The organism is Acinetobacter sp. Ag2 (genome assembly GCF_001005515.1).
In the GTDB taxonomy this organism is placed as follows: domain Bacteria; phylum Pseudomonadota; class Gammaproteobacteria; order Pseudomonadales; family Moraxellaceae; genus Acinetobacter; species Acinetobacter bereziniae.
Map to the genome: position 1 here is coordinate 47,386 of NZ_LBNA01000038.1, position 23,414 is coordinate 70,799.

The following is a 23,414-nucleotide window of genomic DNA, read 5'->3' on the forward strand; positions in this document are numbered from 1 at the left end:
ATTCCTTTTTTTATTTTGTGGTTGATATAGCAGATGATTGACTATTAACTGGTGATTTAATGCTAAAAAAGTGCTGATGTATCTAGCCTATATTTTACTCAAGCAAACTGTTTGGAAAATAATCGACGATGATTGTTTAAGGAGAATAGGGAGGGTCTTAAATGGCTGAACAACCAACTGCAATTTAAAATGGGCATAATGATTGTATAAAAAAAGGTAGTGATTGAAACTCAACAAGCAAAATAGATCACCAAATACGTTATTTAAAGTAAACCATCTAGACGTGGTTTTTTTATGTCGGAAAAATTCAAATTAAGCATTTTGCAAGTCTACTTTAGATGACTATAATCGAGCTCGAAGTTTGATGAGGATGAACAATGTCGAAAGCAAGTCAACTAAATGACAAGCAACTTGAAGCCATGAAATATACTCAAGGACCCTTGTTAGTACTTGCAGGGGCGGGTTCAGGTAAAACTTCAGTAATTACAAGAAAAATTGCTTATCTTGTACAGCAATGTGGTATTCCTGCACACCGAATTACAGCAATGACCTTTACCAACAAAGCAGCGCGTGAAATGAAAGAGCGTGTTGGTAAATTATTGGGTAAAGAAGAAGGTAAAGGGCTCTCAGTCTCAACTTTCCATACCTTTGGTTTAAATCTATTACGTATAGAGCTTAAAAATACACCACTTAAAAATAATTTTTCAATTCTTGACTCGGATGACTGTAAACGAATCCTGATGGACTTAATGCATCGTGATAATTTGTCAGGTGCTGAAAGTAAAGATTTGATTGCTAAAGCCATGAAGAAGATCTCTGATTGGAAAAATGATCTGATTGTGCCTGAGCAAGCACATACCACCTGTGAAACACCCGAAGATGTCCAATTTGCCCATTTGTATCAGCTATATGAGCGAAACCTGCGTGCTTATAATGCAGTAGATTTTGATGATCTTATTGTGATGCCAACACGCCTGTTACAAGAGAATGCCGAAGTGCGTGATCGTTGGCAGAACCGTGTGCGTTATTTGTTGGTAGACGAATATCAGGATACCAATACAGCCCAATATATTTTGGTAAAATTATTGGTCGGGGTCATGGGGCAATTCACTGCTGTAGGCGACGATGACCAGTCCATTTATGCATGGCGTGGTGCCAAGCCTGAGAATATGGCGTTACTTAAAGAGGATTTCCGCAATTTAAAAGTCATCAAGCTTGAGCAAAACTACCGATCAACCAGTCGTATCTTAAAAGCAGCCAACCATGTAATCGAAAACAATCCGCATATTTTTGATAAAAAATTGTGGAGTGATAAAGGGCATGGTGAAGTGATTCGAGTGATTACTTGCCGTAATGATGATGATGAGTCAGAACGTGTCGTTAAAGACTTGCTTACGCATAAATTAATGAATGGTAAGAATTGGAAGGATTATGCGGTGCTTTATCGTGGTAACTTCCAAGCTCGTGTACTGGAAACTCAACTTCGACAAATGCAGATTCCTTATAAGTTATCGGGCGGACAATCATTCTTTGGACGCGCTGAAATCAAGGATGTCATGAGCTATTTGCGTGTCATTATTAACCCTGAAGACGATAGTGCATTCCTACGCATCATCAATACGCCTAAACGTGCCATTGGTCCAGTGACATTGGAAAAATTGGGACTATTTGCGCAGGAAAACCATTTATCTTTATTGGCAGCAGCCAGTGATCAGCGTTTGACAATGGTGATGCCGAAAAAGGCAACCACACAGTTGGCTGAGTTTGCAGGCTTTATCAATGATTTTACTCGTGAATTGTTGGATGACGATGAACCTGTTCCTAAAATTCGTCAGATGATGAATGAAGCTGGCTATATTGATTATCTTCGTGAAACTGCGGCGACGCCGGCACAAGAAAAAACCAAACTGGATAATGTCGAAATGCTTTATACCAGCATCCAGAGTTTAATCAATCGTGCAGAAGATGTGGATGAAAAGAACATTGAAAGTGTAATTCGTAAAATGGTCTTACTGGATATGTTAGAGCAGCAACAGGAAGATGAAGACACTGACAAAGTTAATCTTTTGACACTGCATGCATCCAAAGGTTTGGAATTTCCATTTGTTTATATTATGGGCTTGGAAGAAGAACTTTTACCACATAAGAACTCGATTGCCGCGGAAACCATTGAGGAAGAACGCCGTCTCATGTATGTGGGCATTACTCGTGCACAACAAGGTTTAACTTTAACTTTGGCTGAGCAGCGTAAAAACGGTGGGCAAATGAAGCAAATGACGCCGAGTCGCTTTTTAGATGAACTGCCACAGGATGAGCTGGATTGGTTGGGGCGTAAGAAAAAACTTGCTGAAAATGTTGATCCAAAACAACAGGCTCAACAGTATTTACAGAATCTAAAAGCGTTATTAAAACGCTAATTTTGAAATATGCACTTTGCTTGTTCTGTATCCTGACTGTTGATACACAGGCAATTTAGCAAGAGCGCAAAGTGCATTTAATTTTTTTATTTAAGCAAGGATTTCAATATGAAAGTTCAAGTAAAGGTTCTTGATCGACGTTTAGGTCAAGCATGGCCAATGCCTACATATGCAACTACAGGTTCTGCAGGTTTGGATTTGCGCGCATGTGTTGATGAGGCGATTCAAATTGAACCAGGTCAAACCGTTTTAGTAAAAACAGGGATGGCGATTTATATCGAAGATCCTCAATTTGCAGGCTTAATTTTACCGCGTTCAGGCTTAGGTCATAAGCATGGTATCGTGTTGGGTAATTTAGTTGGATTGATTGATTCAGACTATCAAGGTGAATTGATGGTTTCTGTATGGAATCGTGGTCAAACAACGTTTACTTTAGAACCTGGTGAGCGCTTGGCACAATATGTGTTGGTACCTGTAATTCAAGCGCAATTTGATATTGTGGATGAGTTTGAGGCGACAGAACGCGGTGCTGGTGGCTTTGGTCATACAGGCAAAAACTAATCGTTTAACACTTGTTTAAAAAGCCTGAGTTATCAGGCTTTTTAAAGTATTTTTTGATATGTAACAAAAAGTATGTATAAAGCCAAGTAGAAAACTGAATATATTATGAAGAATTTGTTGATAAATTGCATTGAGCCCTAGAATAAATTCTCAAATAAATGAATTGTTTACTCATCATGATCAAAATGAAAGTTGAGTAATAGAGGGTTGGCAAATAGAAGTTTTTGCTTATGATGAAAATGAATGATTTTCCTTTTCAAATTTTCCGTGCATATGATATTCGTGGAAAAGTTGAAATGATGAAACCTGAGTTAATTCAGGGCATTGCTGATGCCTTAGCAAATCAACTCATTGAAAAGGGTCAATCACAAGTGGCTTTGGGCTATGATGCACGTTTAAGCAGCCCCGTTTTTGCTCAAATTATCAAACAAGTATTTCAACATAAAGACATCGATGTGACTGAAATAGGGTGTTGTTCCACACCGCAATTGTATTTTGCCGCACGTAATACGCAGGGAAATGGCATTATGGTGACCGCCAGCCATAACCCTAAAACGGATAACGGTATTAAATGGATTATTCAGTCTGAGCCACCATCTCCAGAAATGATCCAACATATTGGGGTTCAAGCCGCACAATATCTGCAAAATGCCCAGTCTGTGGAGCGTATGCCAGTATCAGGATTTAAAACAGCATCGCATCACATTAAATCTGAGTTCTGTTTATCTTATCAATCCACACTACTTAACGATATTCAATTAACCAGACCTTTAAAAGTGGTGATTGATGGTTTAAATGGTTCGGCTGGGTTTTGTGCCAATCTTGTGTTGAAGAAGCTCGGTTGCGAAGTAATTGCTTTGCGTTGTAATGCGGATGGTAATTTTCCAGATCATGCACCAGATCCATCACAAGCGACACATTTAGAATTGTTACGTCAGAATGTACTCAATCATCAAGCGGATATAGGGATTGCTTTAGATGGTGATGGAGATCGGGTTGTTCTACTCGATGAAAATGCGCATATCATTTCGGCTGATCGACTGTTGGCTCTATTTGCACAAATGTGTTTAAAAGATCATCCACAACATGAAATTGTTTTTGATGTGAAATGTTCCTCTATGGTGCGTCAGGTCGTTGAGCACTTAGGTGGACAAGCGAAAATGATTCGTACAGGCAGTAGTTTTTTACGTAAGTATATGTCGCAGTCAAAAGGACATGCTGTGTTTGGTGGCGAGTATGCGGGTCATTATGTATTTAACGACGGGCGTGGGCTTGGCTATGACGATGGCTTATATGCTGCTTTGCGTGTGATGGAATACTTATGTCATTTTCCTCAAGCCACATTGTCAGAAATTTTAGCTACTTATCCTGATCGTTTTTATACTGAAGATACTTATATCAGTACCCACCATACAGATCCAAAAATTGTGCTGAATGAAATTGAGCATCTCAGTCATCAGTTTGGTGCTGAATTAAGTAAAATTGATGGGGTTCGACTTGATTTTGAACATGGGTTCGGCATTATTCGCGCATCCAATACGGGGGAGTATTTTACCGTTCGTTTTGATGCCGATTGTCAAAATCGTTTAGATGAGATTCGTCAGACATTTGCGTCTATGCTCCATGATCGCTATCCTATGATCGCCCAAGATATTTTACAGGCACATTGATTTTTTGCACGATCCATACTCATCGATCAAGTCGCTATAGCTCATTAAGGAGAGACGAATGCCACACCAGCACACTGGCATCGACAAAGCACAAATTTTGACAGAAGCTTTGCCGTATATTCAACGCTTTTCAGGTAAAACGCTAGTTGTGAAGTATGGTGGTAACGCAATGACTGATCCTGCATTGGAAAGTTCATTTGCGCGCGATATTGTCTTGCTGAAGACCGTCGGATTAAATCCAATTGTTGTACATGGTGGTGGTCCGCAAGTGGATTCATTATTAAAACAGTTAGGACGTGAGTCTGATCGTATTGATGGAATGCGTGTAACTGATCCAGCAACCATGGAAGTGGTTGAAATGGTTTTAGGTGGCAGCGTGAACAAATCAATCGTCAACTTGATCAATAAGCATGGTGGTCGCGCAATTGGTTTAACAGGTAAAGACGGTAATTTATTACGTGCCAAAAAGCTGTTGATGGAAAAAACTCAAGATGATGGTACAGTGACCCAGATTGACTTAGGTCTTGTGGGAGAAGTGACTGGTGTAAAGACCGATGTCTTGGAAATGTTTACACAAAGTGATTTTATCCCAGTGATCGCACCGCTTGGTGTGGATGAAGATGGTCAAACTTATAATATCAATGCAGATTTAGTGGCGGGTAAAGTTGCAGAAGCTTTAGGTGCTGAAAAACTGATCTTGTTGACCAATATTAGCGGTGTTTTAGATGAAAATAAAAATCTACTCACTGGGCTCAGTACACAAGAAGTTGATCGCCTAATCGAAACAGGGGTGATCTATGGTGGCATGATTCCAAAAGTAGGCTGTGCTTTAGATGCCGTAAAAGGTGGGGTGGTCAGTGCACATATTGTTGATGGTCGTGTACCTCATGCAACATTATTAGAAATCTTTACTGATCATGGTGTGGGTACTTTGATTACCAACCGCTCAAAGTCTAATCACGCATAAATCTATTTTTGTCTGATCAAAGCCAGTGTTTTTACACTGGTTTTTTATTGGAGGAGGGATTTATCCCCTATCACCGTTTGTAGTGTGTTTTAAAATGGTCATTTTTTCGTCATATAAGTGTCATGTGGATTGCCTAGTGTAAGTAAAAGCTCAAGGAGTCTAAAAATATGTTCGCAAAATTAAATCAGTATCGTCAGAACTTCCAGAACTTCAATTTACCTTTGCCTAAACCTAAAAAAGCACAGTCACAATATAAATTTGAATGGGTTGAAGACCTTAAACAGCTTAAAGAAGTACAAAAATTCCGCGCAGTACAATTTGCAGATCAGTTTGGTATCTACTTTGAAAATGGTTTAGATCAAGATCTTTATGATCTTGATTGTGAACATGCTGTGCTACGAGATAAGTGGAGCAATGAAATTGTTGCTTATACCCGTTTAAAATTGATCCAAGGTCATGAGCTTGCGCGTAGTTATAGCGCGCAAGAATTTGATGTTTCACAGTTCTCAGACCTATCAAATATTGTTGAAATTGGGCGTACCTGTGTCCATCCTCGCTATCGTAATGGACGCGCGCTGTCGATGCTTTGGTTAAATCTAGTTCCTACAGTACTTTGGAAAATGAAAGCCAAACATCTGATGGGCTGTGTCAGCATTCGTTTGGAAGACAATAAAGCACGCGCTTACTATACTCACCAACATCTTAAAAAAATGACGGCTAAGCAATCAATTGATGTTAAGGCTAAACCCGCTTTTGAACCGAGCCATCCAGAATACAGTTTTCCACAAGATGAAAGAATTCCAAAATTATTTGATGTGTATTTGAAAATGAATGCACGCTTATCAAAGCAGGCATATCATGATGAAGCATTCAATTGCTTGGATTATTTTGTATTTCTCGATGTCAATGAAGTCGCAAAAAAATTCGTACTCAATAAAATGGTTAATCGCTAAGTTTAAATGATCAAAGGGTACTGCCTAAGTTTTTATACTTGCCGATGAAGTATGAAAGCCTAAAGATATCCTTTTTTTTCTTTCAATGCCCAATTTCACTCCTTTGGTCTAATATCCGCTTGTATGCTGTTATTTTCAGTTATTGAGATTTGCAAGCGGAAGCGGAGTCATGCACAATATTCTTATAAATAAAACGCTGTATGAATACGCTATGTGCCAATTGCTTGGAATGAACTGTGCTGCACCCACCGATATTACATTTTCGTTCCGTGGGTTTTCTCAACGTGCAGGAATAACCTCTGATCATTCTGATGGGTTTGGTATTGCTTTTTTTGAAGATAAAGCTTGTCGCTTATTTGTGGATAATCAATCTGCAGTCGTATCGCCAATTGCTGAGTTGGTACGTAATTATCCGATTAAATCACGCAATGTGATTGCACATATTCGTAAGGCGACACAAGGTAAAATCACTTTAGAAAACTCGCATCCTTTCATTCGTGAATTGTGGGGGAGACAATGGATTTTTGCACATAATGGCGACTTACTTAATTTTCATCCGCATTTGTCGGGGCGCTTTACGCCTGTAGGCAGTACAGACAGTGAATTGGCATTTTGCTATTTACTCGAACAGCTGGTTTTAAGATTTGGTTATTTTGAGCCAAGTCTAAATGATATTTTTGCTTTACTTGAAGAAATTTCTCCTAAAATTGCAGAATACGGGACTTTTAATTTCTGTCTTTCTAATGGACAAGCATTATTCAGTTATGCGACGACCAAACTGCATTGGATTGTTAGAGAGTATCCTTTTAAATATGCGCGTTTAATTGATATTGATGTCGATATCGATTTTAGTCAATTTACCACCAAAGAAGATCGTGTAGCTGTAATAACAACAGAACCGTTGACTCAAAATGAAGTGTGGACAGCTTATAAACCAGGTGAAATGATTTTATTTAAAGAGGGGAAGGTGATAAAAACTGCCACCACTCATGTCGAGCGCTTGGTGCGTGAAGCAGCTGACCCGAGTTTAGTCAGAATAACCAAGGCAGATCAGCATTAGTTTAATATTAATTGATGAGTTGAAATTACTATGTATCTACTCTAATGAATTAAACCTATAAATAGATAATTAAATCATCTATAAAATCATTTGAATTTTAATATTGGTTAAAAAATATCTTACTCTTTTAGTTTGATTAATAATATTAATTTAATATAAACAATAACTTAAATAATAATACGGTTTTTTTAATGAATCCCGAGTAATACGGTTCATTTTTATTTGACTTGATTCTCGTTAATATGGATTTTAAAGGTCAAGACATTATTTTTTAAGGTGATCGTATGAAGATGAAATGGATTCCAGAATATAATACTGGTATCGATGTGATTGACGATCAACATAGAAGGATTTTGGATTACATCAATGAAATTGATGAAATTGGTATAGCAACGGATCGTGTTCGTATTAAACAAATACTCGATAATATTATCGACTATACGCAATCACATTTTACATTTGAAGAAAGTTTACAAGAAGAAGCAGGTTATAAATATCGTGTACCACATAAACGTGTTCATGATTTATTTATCAAGCGTATAGAAAGTTACCGTGAAAGTTTTGAACAAGGTCATTCAATCGAAAAAGAATTACATGAAGTCTTGTCTAAATGGTTAATTAATCATATTCAGCACGATGACGCTGATTATGTTGGAGCTGTGAAATTAAATATGATGGGGATCATTAAAGAAAATGAAAAGAAAAAAGGCAAGAATTGGTTTGCACGATTTTTTTCATAACCTCATGCTGATTTCAGCCTAAGTTATGGAAATGACCAGCTCTCTAATTAAAAAAATTCAGAGGGGATAAAAAGAAATAAGAGCGATTATAAAAAAGTCTAGCGCAGCAAATCATCGAGGGGTGATTTGCTTTTTTCTTTTAAGCTTTGATTTTCAGCATCGACAAAGGCAAAATAGCAGAACTTTTTACGAAACACCTCATGCAGGATAATTCTATGTCACGATGGTTATCGCCGCTCATGGCATTTTGTTTATCATTCATGATTATCGCAGGCTTAGCACCAAGTCTGGGTATTCAAATTGATCGACAAATTGATTTTTGGATATTGTGGTTAGTGTCAATGCTGATTTTGGCATTGCCGATTACCTATTTAGAGGTTGCTTTAGCAAAACGCTCTAAAACAACCGCATTAAATGCCTTGTCTAGCTTAACTCGTGACGCAGATGCATCACAATCCTGGCGTATTGTAGGATGGTTGGCAGTCATTTTTATTCCATTCTTAGCGGGTGGCATACTTTCAAATATTAGTGCTAGTGCTGCACATATTGCTCAACTTCCAGTTGCGCCACATTTGATTTTTGTTGGCAGTGCTGTGGTCGCTTTTGCATTATCTTTTGTTCCGCGTCAGTTCTTGGTCGGTTTAACAACAGTTGGCGTACTGGTTTCATTGGCTTTGGCTCAGTTTTTTGGAACAGGTTTGCAGACTTGGCATGTGACACCTGTTGAGTTTAAAGAGTGGGGTATTGCCACAATTTTAGCTTTAGTTGCAACAGGGTTAGGTCTTGGGCTGTATTGGCAAACAAGCTTGCTCAATGTCCAACAGCGCAATGAGGCAAGCAAAACCGCTCTACCGATCTGGATTGCACAATTGATTGCAGTAATAGCATTTGGTTTTTTTGCTGTTTCATCACAAATTCCAGCTTATGCATTATTATTTACTGCGATCATTTCCGCTGCTCTATTATTACAATTGAGCAAAGAACAGCTAGTGCAACGCCAAGTGGCTGTGGTAATTCAATTTGCAGTGCTTTTGGTGGCATTATTTATTTGGGCGATTCCAAACATTTCGATGATATTTAATCCATTGTTAATGATCTGGGGGTTGTTGATTTGTTTGATTTATTCAATTTTTGTGGGTTGGATGATGAAAATCAGTCACTTACGAAAAGCAATTAATTTCAGTTCAGAAGGCTTTTATAATATTTGGCGTATTGCAGTGCGTATCATTTTACCTTTAGCCATTTTAATTGCATTGGTTGCGTATATCGGACAATTTATTTAAGGGTATTGGTGAATCAAGTGGATAAAATTTGGGTAGCATATGCTACCGAAAAGCAACAATTTCACATTGAGTTACAATTTTCTCCGGGCATGAGCGTTGCTGATGCAATTGCCCAAAGTGGTTTGGCGGAGCAAGTAGAATTGCCTGAAAATTTTAGTTTTGGCATCTTTGGTGTCAAGATTAAAGATCAAGCACATTTGTTAGAAGCTGGTGATCGTGTTGAAATCTATAGAGCTTTAACCATTAATCCCAAAGACATTCGTCGTAATCGCGCCAAAGCCAATCCTGTTGGGCGTTATTGCCGTGGAAATCGTTATCAGCAATTACTCTTCAAATCTTAAGCGATTATAGCTAATCGCTTTAAACAATTGAATGCATATGAAAAACCCCTCAAAGAGGGGTTTCTTTTTATGACAAAGTGTCTATAGTGGAGGCGCATTCAATATTGCTTCTTTAGAAGCGGGTAAACCGGGTTGTGACTCAGGAATGGTTTCCAAACCTTCGATTTTGTTTACAATACCTGATTGATCAAAATAAACCTTTAAGTGTTGACCATGTGCTGCTGGAATTTTTGCTTTTTTTGCATAAGTTCCAGGGATATAGTTGTAAATGTAATCCCAACGTCCAGGATTCATTGGATCTGAAATTGTTGGGCTACCCAGTAAGAATCTCACTTGCTGGTAGGTCATACCGACTTGAATTTTTGAAGCTTGAGCTTGGGTTAATGGTGTTCCTTGAGGTATATCAACTTTGTATACTCCAAATACAGAGCAACCACCAAGTAAAGAAGCGACGAATAACGTCAGCATGATTTTTTGCATTTTGCTACACTATCCCAAATTAATTATGATGCAATTGATCCAAGGATAGATCATACTGCATCTCAACTCTGTTGCATATTCCAACTTAAAATTTGTTGAGAGACCTTTTTATATGCCTATTTCAAATCAAGATTTACGCAAAGCTGGACTTAAAGTTACCCTACCACGAATCAAGATTTTGGAATTATTAGAAAATTCAAGACAACACCACTTGAGCGCGGAAGACATTTATAAAACATTACTCGAACAAGGTGAAGATGTTGGTCTAGCGACCGTATATCGTGTGTTAACACAATTTGAGGCTGCTGGAATTATTCAGCGTCATCATTTTGAAAACAATCATTCTGTTTTCGAAATTATGCAAGAAGATCATCATGATCATTTGGTTTGCCAAAATTGTAATAAAGTCGTTGAATTTACTAATGATATCATTGAGCATGAACAACATACAGTTGCTGAGAAGCATGGTTTCCAGTTAACTGGTCATTCTCTAAATCTATATGGTTATTGTGATGAGCCTGAATGTCAGGAAGCTTATCGTAAGCGTTAAAATCACATAAATACAACAAATGAAAAGGGAGCTTTTAGAAGCTCCCTTTTCATTTTTAAAGATTTTGTGTTGCTTTATTGCCCATCAAAAGTCAATTTGCTGTTGGCATTCAATAACTGCGCGCCACCTTCTTCATCCAATTTGATTTGTAGACGTAAATCATTTGGTGAGTCTGCATGTTTCAACGCATCTTTGTAGGTAATCTGACCAGCTTTATAAAGGTCAAACAAGGCTTGGTCAAAAGTTTGCATACCCAATTCGCGTGAACGTTTCATCAAATCTTTGATTTCATGTACATCACCTTTACGGATGAGATCTGAAACGAGTGGTGAGTTGATCAGAATCTCAATCGCTGCACGACGCGAGTTACCATCTGGTGTTGGAATTAATTGCTGTGCGACCATAGCTTTAAGGTTAAGAGATAAGTCCATAAACAATTGGCTATGACGGTCAGATTCAAAGAAGTGAATAATGCGGTCAATGGCTTGGTTGGCATTGTTGGCATGTAGTGTCGCAAAGACCAGATGTCCAGTTTCTGCAAAGGCAATCGCATAATCCATTGTTTCACGGGAACGAATCTCACCAATCAGAATAACATCAGGTGCTTGACGCAAGGTGTTCTTCAAGGCAATTTCAAAAGAGTCGGTATCAATACCAACTTCACGTTGGGTGATGATACAGCCAGCATGTTCGTGAACAAATTCAATCGGATCTTCAATGGTGATGATATGACCTTTTGAGTTCTGATTGCGATAGCCAATAATCGATGCAAGAGATGTGGATTTACCGGTACCTGTCGCACCAACAAAGATAATGATGCCACGTTTTGTCATGGCAAGATCTTTGAGTATAGGTGGAAGTTTTAACTCTTCCATGGTTGGAATTTTAGTTTCGATACGACGCAAAACCATACCTGGCATATCACGTTGTTGAAAAGCGCTGACACGGAAACGGGCAGTTTTATCTCTGTTGGTAATGGCAAAGTTACATTCGCGCGTATCTGCAAATTCTTTGCGTTGCTTCTCACTCATGATTGAGTTGAGCAATTGCATGATGATTTCGCCGTTTAACTTGGTTTTTACCACAGGGACGATTTGACCATTAATTTTCATTGATGGTTCTACATCTGCGGTAATAAACAAGTCGGATGCTTTCTGCTCAATCATCATATTGAGCAAGTCATTAAAGTCCATCTTTTAAGCCTCAATCGTCCATCTTATTTATAGAAATGATTCTGGTTGTTTTGCGACATTTCGCGCAACTTGAGGACTAATTACACCTTTGGCAACCAGCGCTTTTAAGCTTTGATCCAGTGTGGTCATACCATAGTTTGCGCCAGTCTGGATCGCTGAATACATCTGTGCAACTTTGTTTTCACGAATAAGGTTACGAATTGCAGGAATCCCGATCATGATTTCATGTGCAGCAACACGTCCACCGCCATTTTTCTTTAATAGCGTTTGAGAAATTACCGCCTGCAATGATTCAGAAAGCATGGCACGTACCATGTCTTTTTCTTCAGCAGGGAATACGTCAATCACACGGTCAATGGTCTTCGCTGCGGAAGTGGTATGCAGCGTACCAAAGACCAAGTGACCTGTTTCTGCTGCGGTAAGTGCAAGGCGGATAGTTTCAAGGTCACGCATCTCACCGACAAGGATAATGTCTGGATCTTCACGCAGTGCAGAACGTAGCGCCTCGTTAAAGCCATGTGTATCACGGTGCACTTCACGCTGGTTGATCAAGCACTTTTTAGATTGGTGTACAAATTCGATTGGATCTTCGACAGTTAAAATATGGTCATAACGATTGTCATTGATGAAGTCAATCATCGAAGCCAAAGTGGTTGATTTACCAGAACCTGTTGGACCTGTAACCAAAATTAAACCGCGTGGTAAGTCACAAAGGTCTTTAAATATTTGTCCTAAACCAAGATCCTCCATAGTCAGGACTTTGGATGGAATGGTACGGAATACCGCACCTGCACCACGGTTTTGGTTAAATGCGTTAACACGGAAACGGGCAACGCCTGGAACTTCAAAAGAGAAGTCAGTCTCTAATTGTTCTTCAAAATCTCGACGTTGTTTATCATTCATGATGTCATAGACCAGTCTATGAACTTCTTTATGTTCCAATGCTGGTAAATTGATACGGCGGACTTCACCATCAACACGAATCATCGGTGGCATACCCGCTGAAAGGTGTAAGTCAGACGCACCATTTTTAACGGAAAACGCCAATAATTCTGTAATATCCATAATGTCCCCGAATAAAATCTCTTAGCCTAAGGTAAAGAGCGTTCATCTATGTTGCTGACGATCTCAGTGTTTTTGGTTCTTCTGCTGAAACTACGAAATGGCGTTATTCTAAATGATGAGAAACCATATTTCGCAAAGTAACGTTTTAGCAGTAAAAAACACCTCGGTTTCTCGTTTTGTCATACATTAAGAACAAAGTAATGCTTTGTTCTTGCAACAGTTATGGCTAAAATTATTTCAAACTGCGTTATGAAATTTTGAAATAGTTTTGCTATTCTTTATATTTCATTCATGGTTTGTTTAATTTTTGCCTGCCACGTACAAGCCATTGATGAACAATCAACATACCCTGATTATTTTGTAGAATAATAAGGCTTTTCACTCAGCATAACCAACAATTTAATTGCTTGGAAGCTGAAATTTTTATGAAATGAGAACCCCGTCAATGAATGATCTAAATCAAGCTCGAAATCATGTATTAGCACAAATTCAGGATGCCTGCTTGGCTGCAAATCGAGATCTGGGACAGGTCCAGTTATTGGCGGTTTCTAAAACACATCCAAGTCCATTATTACGAGAAATGTACAGCACAGGGCAACGCTCGTTTGGGGAAAACTATTTACAAGAAGCCTTGGATAAAATTGAAGATTTAAAAGATTTGGATATTGAGTGGCATTTTATCGGTCATGTACAACGCAATAAAACCAAGCATCTTGCCGAAAAGTTTGCATGGGTGCATGGCGTAGATCGTTTTATAATTGCTGAACGTTTATCGAAACAAAGAGATGCAACTCAAAACCCTTTAAATATCTGTTTACAAGTGAATATTGATGCACAAGACAGCAAAGATGGCTGTCAGCCTGAAGAAGTTGTTGAATTGGTCAAGCAAATCAGCCTGTTGCCGCATTTAAGGTTAAGAGGGCTGATGGTGATTCCTGCACCACATCACACTGAAGCATTTCAAGATGCCAAGCAGTTATTTGACCAAGTTAAAGTGTTCCATGTTCGTCCTGAAGATTGGGATACCCTGAGTATGGGAATGTCAGGAGATCTGGCAGAAGCAATTGCTGCAGGCTCAACGATGGTTCGGATTGGTACAGCATTATTTGGCGCACGAGATTATTCCACTAAAAACGAATAGCATTTTTAGCCCTATGCTTGAAGTGGAGTACTGCGTTTGTTGTGGTTTAAGTTTATTTTAATTTAGTTTTAATGCTGTAAACGTATAAGGCAAACATCATTTTAAACCTGAGAGCATTGATGACTATTTTTCATGTGCTTATTCTTGCCATTATTCAAGGCTTGGCAGAGTTGCTTCCTGTATCCAGTTCTGCCCATGTCATTTTGGCTGAAAAATTAATGGGCTTTGATCCTTCTGCACCTGATATGACTTTTCTCTTGGTCATGCTACATACAGGTACAATGTTTGCGGTCATTGTTTATTTCTGGGCATCTTGGCGTAAGACATATTTTTCATCCATCACTAATTTTAAGAAACAAGCAGGTTTTATTATTCTTGCCACAGCCATTACCGGCATACTTGGATTAACCCTACAAGCCTTGATTAAACATGTGTTTTTTGCAGGGGCAAAGCACTTTGAAATAGAACAGTTATTTAGTAATTCAAAATTAATGGCTGCTGCATTAGTTTCAGCAGGGATATTGATTATTTTATCTGCGCAATTAGATCGTGGACAAACTGGTGAAATCAGCTTGAAAAGTGCGGCATGGATTGGTGCGATACAAGCTTTATGTCTACCATTTCGAGGTTTTTCACGTTCTGGTGCCACCATTTCAACAGGATTATTTTTAGGTGTTGCTCGCCAAAAAGCGGAAGAGTTTAGTTTTGCGTTGGCTGTAGTGCTCACACCTGCTGTGATTGTTAAAGAGTTTTATCGTCTTATGCATGCGGAGAATTTTCAACATATGCATTTAAGCCAACTTCTTTTTCCGAGTGTATTGGGAATGGTATTTAGCTTTATTGCAGGTCTTGCTGCTTTAAAGTGGTTATCTAGCTGGCTAGAACATGGACGTTGGCAGCTGTTTGGTTTTTATTGTATTGGCTTTGCAGGTGTCGTTTTAGCACTAGGCTAACAATAATCTGATCACGATAAAATAAAAAATAGGTTTTTTGTTTAGGATAACTATATCAATATATTTGTCCTAAACAATTGAATAGCTCGTTTAAAATATATTCTACAATTTTCGATGCACAGTACTTGTTAAGTTGACTATACTTAGTGAAATAAAATTTAGAAACTGGAAATAGAATATGAATAAATCCAAAATGTTATTGTGGTTGTGTCTTTGTGTTTTAATCAGCGCCTGCAGTACAACAAAGTATTCGCCATCAAACGATGCCATAAGTTTAGAGACAGAAGCTGTACCTTCAGCCAAACCAGCGCCTAGACCTGCAAGTACAACATCCAAACAAAATCAAGTGCGATCAGAAGAACGTTTGGGGACAAAATGGGGCGATGATCTAAATTCTTATGTGACCCAAGTGGATTTAAAACGCTTAAGCAATCGTCCAATTGATGAAACTCAAATTCGTTATGCCAGTAAGCAATTTTCGGGACGTAATATTAATAGTATTTCTCTGGCAGCTGGCAAAGTGAGTTTTTCTGTTGTAGATGATCGTGGTCGAATTTTACCACTTTACCGTGATGGACAAAATTATTACCTTTCAGCCATAGATGGGCAAAGCTATCAACTTCGCTATTCAAATACCAGCAATCAAACATTTGAAATTGTCGCGAGTGTGGATGGTTTAGATGTTTTAGATGGCAGCCGAGCTTCACGTTCAAATAGTGGTTATGTGTTACGACCATACAGTTCATTTGCAATTGAAGGATTTAGAAAGAGTAATTCTTCAGTCGCTTCATTTACTTTTAGTCGCCCTAAAGACGCATATGCTGCTAATTCAGCAAATGGCTCTATTCAAAATATCGGTGTGATTGGAACAGTGGTGTATGAATTAAAAGCACCTCAATATCAGCCTGCTAAAAATTCAAAGGATGGCTATGCTCCTGCTCCTAATGCTTTTCCAGCAGATTAAGTGATTGAGTTTAGGCAAACTATAGGTTTTAACATCCTAGAATGCGCTAGGATGTTATAATGTTACACAATTGCAATAATTAAAAAATAGTACATCAAGCACTGCTCAGTTATGATGTGGCTGATAATAATCTAACTGAAACATCTTTCTAATTGTTCAATGTTATTGAATAAATACAAGACATTATAATGATTGGAACGTAACTTATTACTTGAAAATAGGTTTGATAATGAAAAATATAAATATATTTCTCTGCCTTTTGCTGTGTATTTTTCTTGCTGCTTGTGCGAAAAAAACAGATGAAAGTTCATCCAACTCATCGGCTGAAACGACCAGTACCGATGCTACTGCTGAAGCTGCCAATAACCAAGTCTCCGCTGATGAAAAACTGGGTACGAAGTGGGGTGATGAAATTGATTCCAAAGTGACGGAAGTGCAGTTAAAACGTAAATCTGAAACGTCATTGGCTGAAACAATGGTGCAATATGCTGATAAAAATTATCAAGGAAAATCAGTGAATTCTATTTCAATGGCGGCAGGAAAAATTAGTTTTTCTGTGGTCGATGATCATGGTCAGTTCATTCCCATGTATCGTGTGGGGCAAAAATATTATTTGTCAGGGCGTGAAGGGCAAAGTTATCAATTACAGTATGAAAATAATACGGGTAAGACCTTTGAAATTGTTGCCAGTGTTGATGGTATTGATGTAATTAATGGCAGTGAAGCTTCTCGGAGCAACGCAGGTTATGTATTGCATGCGCATGACACCTTGAAAATCGAAGGTTTCCGTAAAAGTGATTCTGCTGTAGCTTCTTTTACGTTTAGTAAGCCTAAAGATGCTTATGCTGCTAATTCTGATCAAGGCTCTATTCAAAATACAGGTGTAATCGGTACTGTAGTGTATGAGTTAGAAGCACCAGAAGAAAAGGCGAAACCTGTAAATAAATATGCGCCGCCACCCAATGCATTTCCAGCAGATCGATAAATTATCTTTTCAACAAGCATAGGGCATTTGTGAAAACAGCCTATGCTTTTAAACACTTGAACCCATTAATAAACAAAAGAGTCAATATATAATGAAATTAGTCAAAGTTTGTGTAATCACCTTACTGGGTATGGCTTCCATACAATCATTTGCCAATCCAATTGAAGATCAATATAAATCCCTTATTGCAACTCAACCGAGTTATGAAAAATTTCAAAAGAACTTTGATACGATTTTGGGAAAAATCGAAGAAATTACTGATCGTGCAACTCAAACACAGGATCGGAAGGAACTTTATCCAATGTGTGTCGCCATTCAAAGTTCAATCGCTGTATTAAAAAATAATCAAAAATATAAAGTACAGTATGACCGAGATTACAAACAGTTTGATACCACCTTTGATGAAACCCTCGAAACAGCGACCCAAGGCTTGAGTGATAAAAAAGAAATTTGTGATCAAGCCAAAAAAGAATATTTAGCAAATCAATGAATACATTAAATCGAGTTTGAGGAGGGGTAATATCCTCCTTTTTTTTTAACTGACTACTTCTATCGTACTGGCACCTGCACCTAAAGCTCGGACTTGAATTTGTACAGGGATACGTTCATGCATTTCCTGTATATGTGAAATTAGTACAACTTTACGCCCTTGATTTTGCAGTTGATCCAAAGCATTCATTACCATATGTAATGACGAAGCATCCAGTGTTCCAAAACCTTCATCAATAAATAAGGATTCAATTTTCATTGAACCTGAAGCCATATTGGCAATTGCTAGAGAGAGCGCTAGTGCTGTTAAGAAAGACTCACCACCAGAAAGTGAAGCAACAGATCGAGTTTCACCATCCATATCATGATCAATAATGGCGAGACTTAGAGAGTTTTCGAGACGCTTAAGCGTATAGCGTTGAGACAGCATCGCCAATTGCTGATTGGCATGTTCAAGTAAAATATCCAAATTATACTGTTGCGCATAATCTCTAAATTTTTTACCTGTTGCATCCCCCATCAAACCTGAAATTTTCCCCCAACGATGTTCTTCTTGCTGGACGTTGTGAATTTGATCTGCAAACTGTTTTTGCTTCATGACATTCTGCTGATGTAATTCGAGTTTGAGTTTGAGTTGATCTCGAATTTCAATTTGCGTGTTTAGCGCTTCACTGTTTCTTATCATCAATTGTTGTAATTCATTGCTCACTATTTCTGGTTGAAGCGTTAGATGTTCTGAGAGTTGTTCCTGAATGGTTTTGAGTGCTGAATGGGCTTCATTCAATGTGCGTTCAGCTTGCTGTAATTGCTTTCGAATTTGCTGTTCTTGTGGTGGTGTAATTTGCGCCAAGTTGCTTAAATCTTCTAATTGAAAATCTGGATGTTCTGTTAACCATTGTTGGATTTCAAACTGCACTTGATTGAGATGATTTAAGTTTTGCTCTACTTGTGCCTTAAGCTGTCCAAGCTGGTTCTTTTCTTGCTCAAATTGATTACGCAATTGCTCAAAGTTTTGTTTGAGTTGCTGATAATGTTGTTGGCTTTGCTGGCGTTTCAGATCGTGCTGAGCTAGCCATTCATTCGGCTTCACTTCATTTAATCCAGTCATGCTGTAAATCAATTGATTCGCAGTTTCTGTATTTTGTAATCCTTTAAGTTTAATCTCCGCTAAGCTTTGAGTAGTATCAGCAATTTGCTTGGAGATATTGTCTAGGTTGAGTTGAATACTGTGTTGTTGTTGGGCGTATAAATCTAATTGCTTACTGTGTTGTTCCTGTTGATCAAGTTGTTGCGCACGTTGTTTTAAACGGATACAAACATTTTCTGCGGTGGCGACTGTCTGTTGTTGCCACATGTGTTGTTCCTGCTCAGACAAGCATGAAACGATATGCTGAATTTGATGCTGAAGGTTTTTGGCTTGTTGTAATAAATGTGATGTGTGCTGAGTGCTCTGCAACAATTGTTGTTGGGTTTTTATCGTTTGAATCGATTGTTTGGACTGTTGGTCGATTTGCTCAATCTGCTGTTGAGATTGTTGGGTAAATTGACCTAACTGTAACATGATTTCAGCTTGTGTTTGAGTGAGATCAAGCTTAATTTTTGCAGAAGCAATTTGTTCAGCACAAGCCTGTTGAGTGACTGCGATTCGTTCAACCAGTCTTTTTTGCGAGGTTTTTAGTTGTTCTTGCTCTGCATTGAATTGGGTTAAATTCTGCTGACTAAGCTGCCAAATGTTAAAAGTATCTTGCTCTTGAAGCAGAGCTTGCTGTTCTTGCTGCTGTTGTAGTTCAAACAAGGCTTTGGAAACAATGGAATCATCCATTTTATAGGGATGGGTGGTACTTCCACAGACGATACATGGTTGATCATCTTTAAGTGCTGCTCTTAAATTCTCGACATTTTCTGTATGTAATAAGCGTTGTTGTTGAAGTATATCCTGTAGCTTGGTTCGAGCCTGTTTTGCGCTGTGATAATCTTGTTCAGCTTGAACTGTGGCTTTTTCTAGTTGTTGAAATTGTGTATGACCTTGATGAATTTGAGCAATAAGTTGTTGAGACTCTGACTGTAATTCAAAAAATTGCTGTAATTTTTGCTGGATGATGTCAAATTGATTGAGTTGGTAAAGTGTCGTTTCACGTTGTTGGCGGGTTTGTTCAAGCCATGTTTCTAGCTTTTCGATCGTACCTGATTGATCAATTAAAGCCTGTAATTGGGCGTTTTGCTGTCTGAGTTTATCTTCAGCTTGGCTTAAATTACCGAGTTGATTTTCGATGCTTGGATAGTGTTGAATAAATTGACTGAGTTGTTGTATATGCGCTGTCAAGCCTTTATCCAGACTTGAAAATTGTTGTGTCTCAACAAGTTTTTGACTTAAATTTAGTTGCTGTTGGCTAAGACGTTGAATATGTTGTTCAACTTCCTGTTGCTGGCTTAGTAAGGGATGTTTTGATTGTTCCAATTCATTGAGTTTGGATTGAATTTTTTTAAATTCTGTACCAATAAAATCACGTTCTTGGATACATTTACGTACTTCTTTTAAAGCATCAAAATGTGCGTTTTCAAAACTTTGTATATCATTTAAAGCCGTTTCAGCTTGAGTGAAGTTTTGCTTTTGCTGCTCAAACTGTAGCTTTAACTGATCAAACAGTTGTTGTTGTTTTTGCAGTTGTGGTGTCAGTTGTTGTTCATTTTTATTCAGCTGTTGCTGTTGAAAAACACTTGAGCGAATACTCGAAAATTTTTCTAAACGAATTAAACGTTCACGTTCAGGTCGTAAGTCGTGTTGTACTTTGAGTTGGGCATCTAAAAATTGCTGTTTTAGAATAATCTCTTGATCTAATTTTTGTTTAAGTTCAAACCAAAGCTGTTGTTTTTCAAGCTGGATTTTTTCTGATTGTAATTTTTGATAGGTGTTTTCAATATGTTGAAATTGAGTCGACAGTTCAGCCAAATCTTCATCAGATAACAGTTCAATATGACCCAGTAGGTTTTCAAGTTCCTTACGTTTTGAAGCCACCAATTTGGTTTTTTCATATGCCAATTGACCAATTTTTCCAAAAATTGCTGAATTAGTTAAATACTCGAGTAACTCTCCACGTTCATTATCACGTGCTTTTAAAAATGCTGTGACTTCAGATTGTGCCAAAAGTACAGCACGGGTAAATTGTTCGAAACTCAATTGAGTAATTTTATAAATACTGTTGTCTACAGCTTTGGCTTTATCCGCTATCACTGTTCCATCGGTGAGACATTTTAAATAACGTTGTACACTTTGCAGTTTTCCATCTGCTTTTTCACGTGAACGTTTTAGCTCCCAACGAGCCAGATAATGTTTTTGATCTTGTGCAACAAAACAAAGCTCTGCAAAGCCATGCGCGGTACCTCGACGCAGCACAGTCAGTGGGGAGTTGGTTAAAAGTTCTGAACCATCCACATCTTGTAACTTACCATCACTGTCTTTTAAACGTGGGATTTTATTAAACAAGGCAAGACACATCGCATCCAGAATAGTGGACTTTCCAGCCCCGGTTTTCCCAACAATTGCGACTAAACCAGCTGAAGCCAATGGTTCAGATTCAAAATCAATAAAATGTTCACCAGACAACGAAGCTAGATTTTTGAGTCGTATCGATAAAATTTTCATAGCAAACTCCTACGCTTCAGGTTCATTTTCGAGTGACTTCTCAGCTTCTTGCAGCAAATTTAAAAAGTCTTTGAAAACAGCATCATCACTGGCATAACCATTTTTTTCCCAGAGCTGTTGAAAAAGTTTTTCTGGCGTAGGCGGTTCGAGATGGATTGTACTCGGTGTATCCCCATTTTTTTCTGTGCTTAAGTATTGTCTTGAAATACGAACCAAACGGTATCTATCTTTGGGTAAGGCTTCTTCAAATTGTTGGCGTAAATTGGGCGGAGGGGGAACATCCGTATGATATTCAATATCGACATATTCACGATGATCAATATTGTCAATTTCTCCACTTGGTAAAGCATGTAACTGAGCAAAAACAACGCTCAATTCTCCTTTGATTTTATGGAGCTGTATACTCCGTGGAATATAGATACTTTCAAACTCAAAGCGGGACTCATCTGTTTTGGATGGATCAATTTTTACGTCTACAATTTGATGTTTGTAGTGGATTTCACTAAACGACAGTGGAATGGGCGAACCACTATAACGAATATGTGCTTGTGCAACTTTTTGTGGTTTGTGTAAATGTCCGAGTGCCACATAGTCAAGAATGTCTTCAAACAACGTCGTTGAAAGAGCTTCTTCATTCCCCACAATAATTGGGCGCTCAGAATCGGAAGTTTCCCCACCTTGCATATGCGCATGCGACATTAAAATCAGTGCTTGATCAGCCGTTTTTCTCTTACGAGCTTCTGCAATCAACTGTTGATGTAAATAGGCAATTGCGTTTTGACTACTATGAGTCTGTTCATTAAATCCAGTAATTTCAGCAGGACGTAAAAAGGGCAAACTTAGACACCAAGCAATAATATGACGTTGCGGATCATAGATAGGAATCAGTAAACGATCTAAGTCAATTTGACCTTCACTATTTTTATGAATCACCCCAACAGATTTGGCATGATATTTTTCAAGTAACGGTTCTACTTGTTCGATACGGTAACCTGAGTCATGATTTCCTGCAATCATCAGTGTTTGCATATGTGGTGCAATCTCATGTGCATCTGCAAGAAATTGATATAATTGTTTTTGAGCCGATGAAGCAGGGTTAATCACATCAAAAATATCACCTGCGATCAGTAAAGCATTCGGCTGTTTCTCTTGAATTTGCAGCAATAACCACGCTAAAAACTGTTCATGTTCATACTGGCGCGAGTGGTTATAAAAGAATTGTCCCAGATGCCAGTCTGAAGTATGAAGAAAGCGTACAGTCATGTGCGTGTGTGATCTTAATGCGTTGTAAAATAAGGTAGCATAAATTCACGGATGAATCAGATAAGAAGTTCTTTTGTGGTGATTGAATAGACTACTTTTTTGATTGCTTCAGTTTAAAGTGAGTGATTGAGTAAAAGGTCAGGATGGCTGACTAAGCAGATAAAAAGCCAAACTGTATTTCACTTAATCACTCGTCTGGTTAAGCTGTTAAAAACCAATACTCTAGAATATCAATTCTCTAAATTCATCACTTAAATCAATCTGAGTTTGGTGTAGTTATTTGTTTCATTTCTTAAAATCATTGTGCATTTGGATCAACTTGAACCAAACCAAAGGTATTATGGTCTGCATCTAAAAAGTAGCCTTGCCAACATTTGTTAGGGATGGCAAATTTTTCCATGGCGATGCGCCCACCTAAGGCTAAAATTTTTTCAGCCGTTTGATCAAAATCTTCAACTTCAAAAGAGCAGGTAAAGGCATTGGTTCCACACTGTGTCGGTGGTGTTTGCACTGGTCTTTCTAATAAACCTCCATGTAATGTTGCTGTCTCAATTTGAAAATATTGGATCGGTAAACCTTCGACTTTGTTAAACTTCCAACCAAAAACCTCATGATAAAACTTCATTTCACGTTCCGGGTTTGACGACTGAATTTCAAAATAGCATAGGGTGTTCATTATTATTGTCCATCGATATT

Annotated in this window: 21 protein-coding genes; 15 read left to right on the forward strand and 6 right to left on the reverse strand. The window is 38.2% G+C overall.

Annotation, left to right across the window (positions count from 1 at the left end):
- Positions 1-377 precede the first annotated feature (377 nt).
- The 9 genes from AAV97_RS05770 (at position 378) to AAV97_RS05810 (ending at position 9,992) form a co-directional block, all read left to right on the forward strand.
- Complete coding sequence (locus AAV97_RS05770) at positions 378-2,417, forward strand: UvrD-helicase domain-containing protein (protein WP_004828034.1); 2,040 nt, start codon at positions 378-380, stop codon at positions 2,415-2,417.
- 108 nt (positions 2,418-2,525) lie between these two features.
- Positions 2,526-2,978: a dUTP diphosphatase gene (gene dut, locus AAV97_RS05775; RefSeq protein WP_005030849.1), complete on the forward strand. Its 453-nt coding sequence runs from the start codon at positions 2,526-2,528 to the stop codon at positions 2,976-2,978.
- Between the two features lie 230 nt (positions 2,979-3,208).
- On the forward strand, positions 3,209-4,648 hold the full coding sequence (locus AAV97_RS05780; protein WP_046760068.1) for a phosphomannomutase/phosphoglucomutase: 1,440 nt from the start codon (positions 3,209-3,211) through the stop codon (positions 4,646-4,648).
- Between the two features lie 58 nt (positions 4,649-4,706).
- Entirely contained in the window at positions 4,707-5,615 is a 909-nt protein-coding gene (argB, locus tag AAV97_RS05785) for an acetylglutamate kinase (RefSeq protein WP_004828038.1), read from the forward strand.
- A gap of 167 nt (positions 5,616-5,782) precedes the next feature.
- Complete coding sequence (locus AAV97_RS05790) at positions 5,783-6,568, forward strand: GNAT family N-acetyltransferase (RefSeq protein WP_046760069.1); 786 nt, start codon at positions 5,783-5,785, stop codon at positions 6,566-6,568.
- 211 nt (positions 6,569-6,779) lie between these two features.
- Positions 6,780-7,628, forward strand: a complete 849-nt coding sequence (locus AAV97_RS05795) for a class II glutamine amidotransferase (RefSeq protein WP_009585828.1) — start codon at positions 6,780-6,782, stop codon at positions 7,626-7,628.
- Positions 7,629-7,912: 284 nt separating this feature from the next.
- Complete coding sequence (locus AAV97_RS05800) at positions 7,913-8,368, forward strand: bacteriohemerythrin (RefSeq protein ID WP_004828043.1); 456 nt, start codon at positions 7,913-7,915, stop codon at positions 8,366-8,368.
- A gap of 200 nt (positions 8,369-8,568) precedes the next feature.
- Complete coding sequence (locus AAV97_RS05805) at positions 8,569-9,651, forward strand: membrane protein (RefSeq protein ID WP_046760070.1); 1,083 nt, start codon at positions 8,569-8,571, stop codon at positions 9,649-9,651.
- Positions 9,652-9,668: 17 nt separating this feature from the next.
- Positions 9,669-9,992, forward strand: a complete 324-nt coding sequence (locus AAV97_RS05810) for an RnfH family protein (RefSeq protein WP_009585850.1) — start codon at positions 9,669-9,671, stop codon at positions 9,990-9,992.
- Between the two features lie 81 nt (positions 9,993-10,073).
- Here AAV97_RS05810 and AAV97_RS05815 read toward each other — a convergent pair whose 3' ends face one another.
- Entirely contained in the window at positions 10,074-10,472 is a 399-nt protein-coding gene (locus tag AAV97_RS05815; RefSeq protein WP_004828048.1) for an outer membrane protein assembly factor BamE, read from the reverse strand.
- Between the two features lie 112 nt (positions 10,473-10,584).
- Between AAV97_RS05815 and fur the strand changes: the two genes are divergently transcribed.
- Complete coding sequence (fur, locus tag AAV97_RS05820; protein WP_004828050.1) at positions 10,585-11,022, forward strand: ferric iron uptake transcriptional regulator; 438 nt, start codon at positions 10,585-10,587, stop codon at positions 11,020-11,022.
- Positions 11,023-11,096: 74 nt separating this feature from the next.
- On the opposite strand, the gene AAV97_RS05825 is transcribed toward fur, so the two are convergent.
- Positions 11,097-12,215, reverse strand: a complete 1,119-nt coding sequence (locus tag AAV97_RS05825) for a PilT/PilU family type 4a pilus ATPase (protein ID WP_004828052.1) — start codon at positions 12,213-12,215, stop codon at positions 11,097-11,099.
- A 27-nt stretch (positions 12,216-12,242) separates the two neighbouring features.
- Positions 12,243-13,280 (reverse strand): type IV pilus twitching motility protein PilT, encoded by a 1,038-nt coding sequence (locus tag AAV97_RS05830; protein ID WP_005030845.1) that lies wholly within the window; start codon positions 13,278-13,280, stop codon positions 12,243-12,245.
- A 445-nt stretch (positions 13,281-13,725) separates the two neighbouring features.
- On the opposite strand from AAV97_RS05830, the gene AAV97_RS05835 reads away from it, so the two are divergent.
- The 5 genes from AAV97_RS05835 to AAV97_RS05855 all read left to right on the forward strand — a co-directional run bounded on the left by AAV97_RS05835 (position 13,726) and on the right by AAV97_RS05855 (position 17,813).
- Positions 13,726-14,421, forward strand: coding sequence for a YggS family pyridoxal phosphate-dependent enzyme (locus AAV97_RS05835; RefSeq protein ID WP_046760071.1), 696 nt, complete (start codon positions 13,726-13,728; stop codon positions 14,419-14,421).
- 119 nt (positions 14,422-14,540) lie between these two features.
- Positions 14,541-15,374: an undecaprenyl-diphosphate phosphatase gene (locus AAV97_RS05840; protein WP_046760072.1), complete on the forward strand. Its 834-nt coding sequence runs from the start codon at positions 14,541-14,543 to the stop codon at positions 15,372-15,374.
- A gap of 178 nt (positions 15,375-15,552) precedes the next feature.
- On the forward strand, positions 15,553-16,338 hold the full coding sequence (locus tag AAV97_RS05845) for a hypothetical protein (protein ID WP_046760073.1): 786 nt from the start codon (positions 15,553-15,555) through the stop codon (positions 16,336-16,338).
- 229 nt (positions 16,339-16,567) lie between these two features.
- Positions 16,568-17,323, forward strand: a complete 756-nt coding sequence (locus AAV97_RS05850) for a hypothetical protein (RefSeq protein WP_046760074.1) — start codon at positions 16,568-16,570, stop codon at positions 17,321-17,323.
- Between the two features lie 91 nt (positions 17,324-17,414).
- On the forward strand, positions 17,415-17,813 hold the full coding sequence (locus tag AAV97_RS05855; RefSeq protein ID WP_042089392.1) for a hypothetical protein: 399 nt from the start codon (positions 17,415-17,417) through the stop codon (positions 17,811-17,813).
- 45 nt (positions 17,814-17,858) lie between these two features.
- Here the strand turns inward: AAV97_RS05855 and AAV97_RS05860 are convergent, their stop codons facing one another.
- The 3 genes from AAV97_RS05860 to AAV97_RS05870 form a co-directional block, all read right to left on the reverse strand.
- Positions 17,859-21,455 carry an AAA family ATPase gene (locus tag AAV97_RS05860; RefSeq protein WP_046760075.1) on the reverse strand — a complete coding sequence of 1,199 codons (3,597 nt, stop codon included), beginning with the start codon at positions 21,453-21,455 and terminating at the stop codon, positions 17,859-17,861.
- A gap of 9 nt (positions 21,456-21,464) precedes the next feature.
- Entirely contained in the window at positions 21,465-22,718 is a 1,254-nt protein-coding gene (locus tag AAV97_RS05865) for an exonuclease SbcCD subunit D (RefSeq protein ID WP_046760076.1), read from the reverse strand.
- Between the two features lie 298 nt (positions 22,719-23,016).
- Positions 23,017-23,394, reverse strand: a complete 378-nt coding sequence (locus AAV97_RS05870) for a VOC family protein (RefSeq protein WP_046760077.1) — start codon at positions 23,392-23,394, stop codon at positions 23,017-23,019.
- Between the last annotated feature and the right edge of the window lie 20 nt (positions 23,395-23,414).

Bases quoted from the DNA above. Each gene is read 5' to 3' on its own strand.
- AAV97_RS05795 (WP_009585828.1), top strand. From the start codon at position 6,780: ATGTGCCAATTGCTTGGAATGAACTGTGCTGCACCCACCGATATTACA.
- AAV97_RS05860 (WP_046760075.1), bottom strand. From the start codon at position 21,455: ATGAAAATTTTATCGATACGACTCAAAAATCTAGCTTCGTTGTCTGGT.
- AAV97_RS05790 (WP_046760069.1), top strand. From the start codon at position 5,783: ATGTTCGCAAAATTAAATCAGTATCGTCAGAACTTCCAGAACTTCAAT.
- AAV97_RS05845 (WP_046760073.1), top strand. From the start codon at position 15,553: ATGAATAAATCCAAAATGTTATTGTGGTTGTGTCTTTGTGTTTTAATC.
- AAV97_RS05865 (WP_046760076.1), bottom strand. From the start codon at position 22,718: ATGACTGTACGCTTTCTTCATACTTCAGACTGGCATCTGGGACAATTC.
- dut (WP_005030849.1), top strand. From the start codon at position 2,526: ATGAAAGTTCAAGTAAAGGTTCTTGATCGACGTTTAGGTCAAGCATGG.
- AAV97_RS05835 (WP_046760071.1), top strand. From the start codon at position 13,726: ATGAATGATCTAAATCAAGCTCGAAATCATGTATTAGCACAAATTCAG.
- AAV97_RS05830 (WP_005030845.1), bottom strand. From the start codon at position 13,280: ATGGATATTACAGAATTATTGGCGTTTTCCGTTAAAAATGGTGCGTCT.
- AAV97_RS05825 (WP_004828052.1), bottom strand. From the start codon at position 12,215: ATGGACTTTAATGACTTGCTCAATATGATGATTGAGCAGAAAGCATCC.
- AAV97_RS05850 (WP_046760074.1), top strand. From the start codon at position 16,568: ATGAAAAATATAAATATATTTCTCTGCCTTTTGCTGTGTATTTTTCTT.
- fur (WP_004828050.1), top strand. From the start codon at position 10,585: ATGCCTATTTCAAATCAAGATTTACGCAAAGCTGGACTTAAAGTTACC.
- AAV97_RS05870 (WP_046760077.1), bottom strand. From the start codon at position 23,394: ATGAACACCCTATGCTATTTTGAAATTCAGTCGTCAAACCCGGAACGT.
- AAV97_RS05840 (WP_046760072.1), top strand. From the start codon at position 14,541: ATGACTATTTTTCATGTGCTTATTCTTGCCATTATTCAAGGCTTGGCA.
- AAV97_RS05815 (WP_004828048.1), bottom strand. From the start codon at position 10,472: ATGCAAAAAATCATGCTGACGTTATTCGTCGCTTCTTTACTTGGTGGT.
- AAV97_RS05780 (WP_046760068.1), top strand. From the start codon at position 3,209: ATGATGAAAATGAATGATTTTCCTTTTCAAATTTTCCGTGCATATGAT.
- AAV97_RS05770 (WP_004828034.1), top strand. From the start codon at position 378: ATGTCGAAAGCAAGTCAACTAAATGACAAGCAACTTGAAGCCATGAAA.
- argB (WP_004828038.1), top strand. From the start codon at position 4,707: ATGCCACACCAGCACACTGGCATCGACAAAGCACAAATTTTGACAGAA.
- AAV97_RS05800 (WP_004828043.1), top strand. From the start codon at position 7,913: ATGAAGATGAAATGGATTCCAGAATATAATACTGGTATCGATGTGATT.
- AAV97_RS05855 (WP_042089392.1), top strand. From the start codon at position 17,415: ATGAAATTAGTCAAAGTTTGTGTAATCACCTTACTGGGTATGGCTTCC.
- AAV97_RS05805 (WP_046760070.1), top strand. From the start codon at position 8,569: ATGCAGGATAATTCTATGTCACGATGGTTATCGCCGCTCATGGCATTT.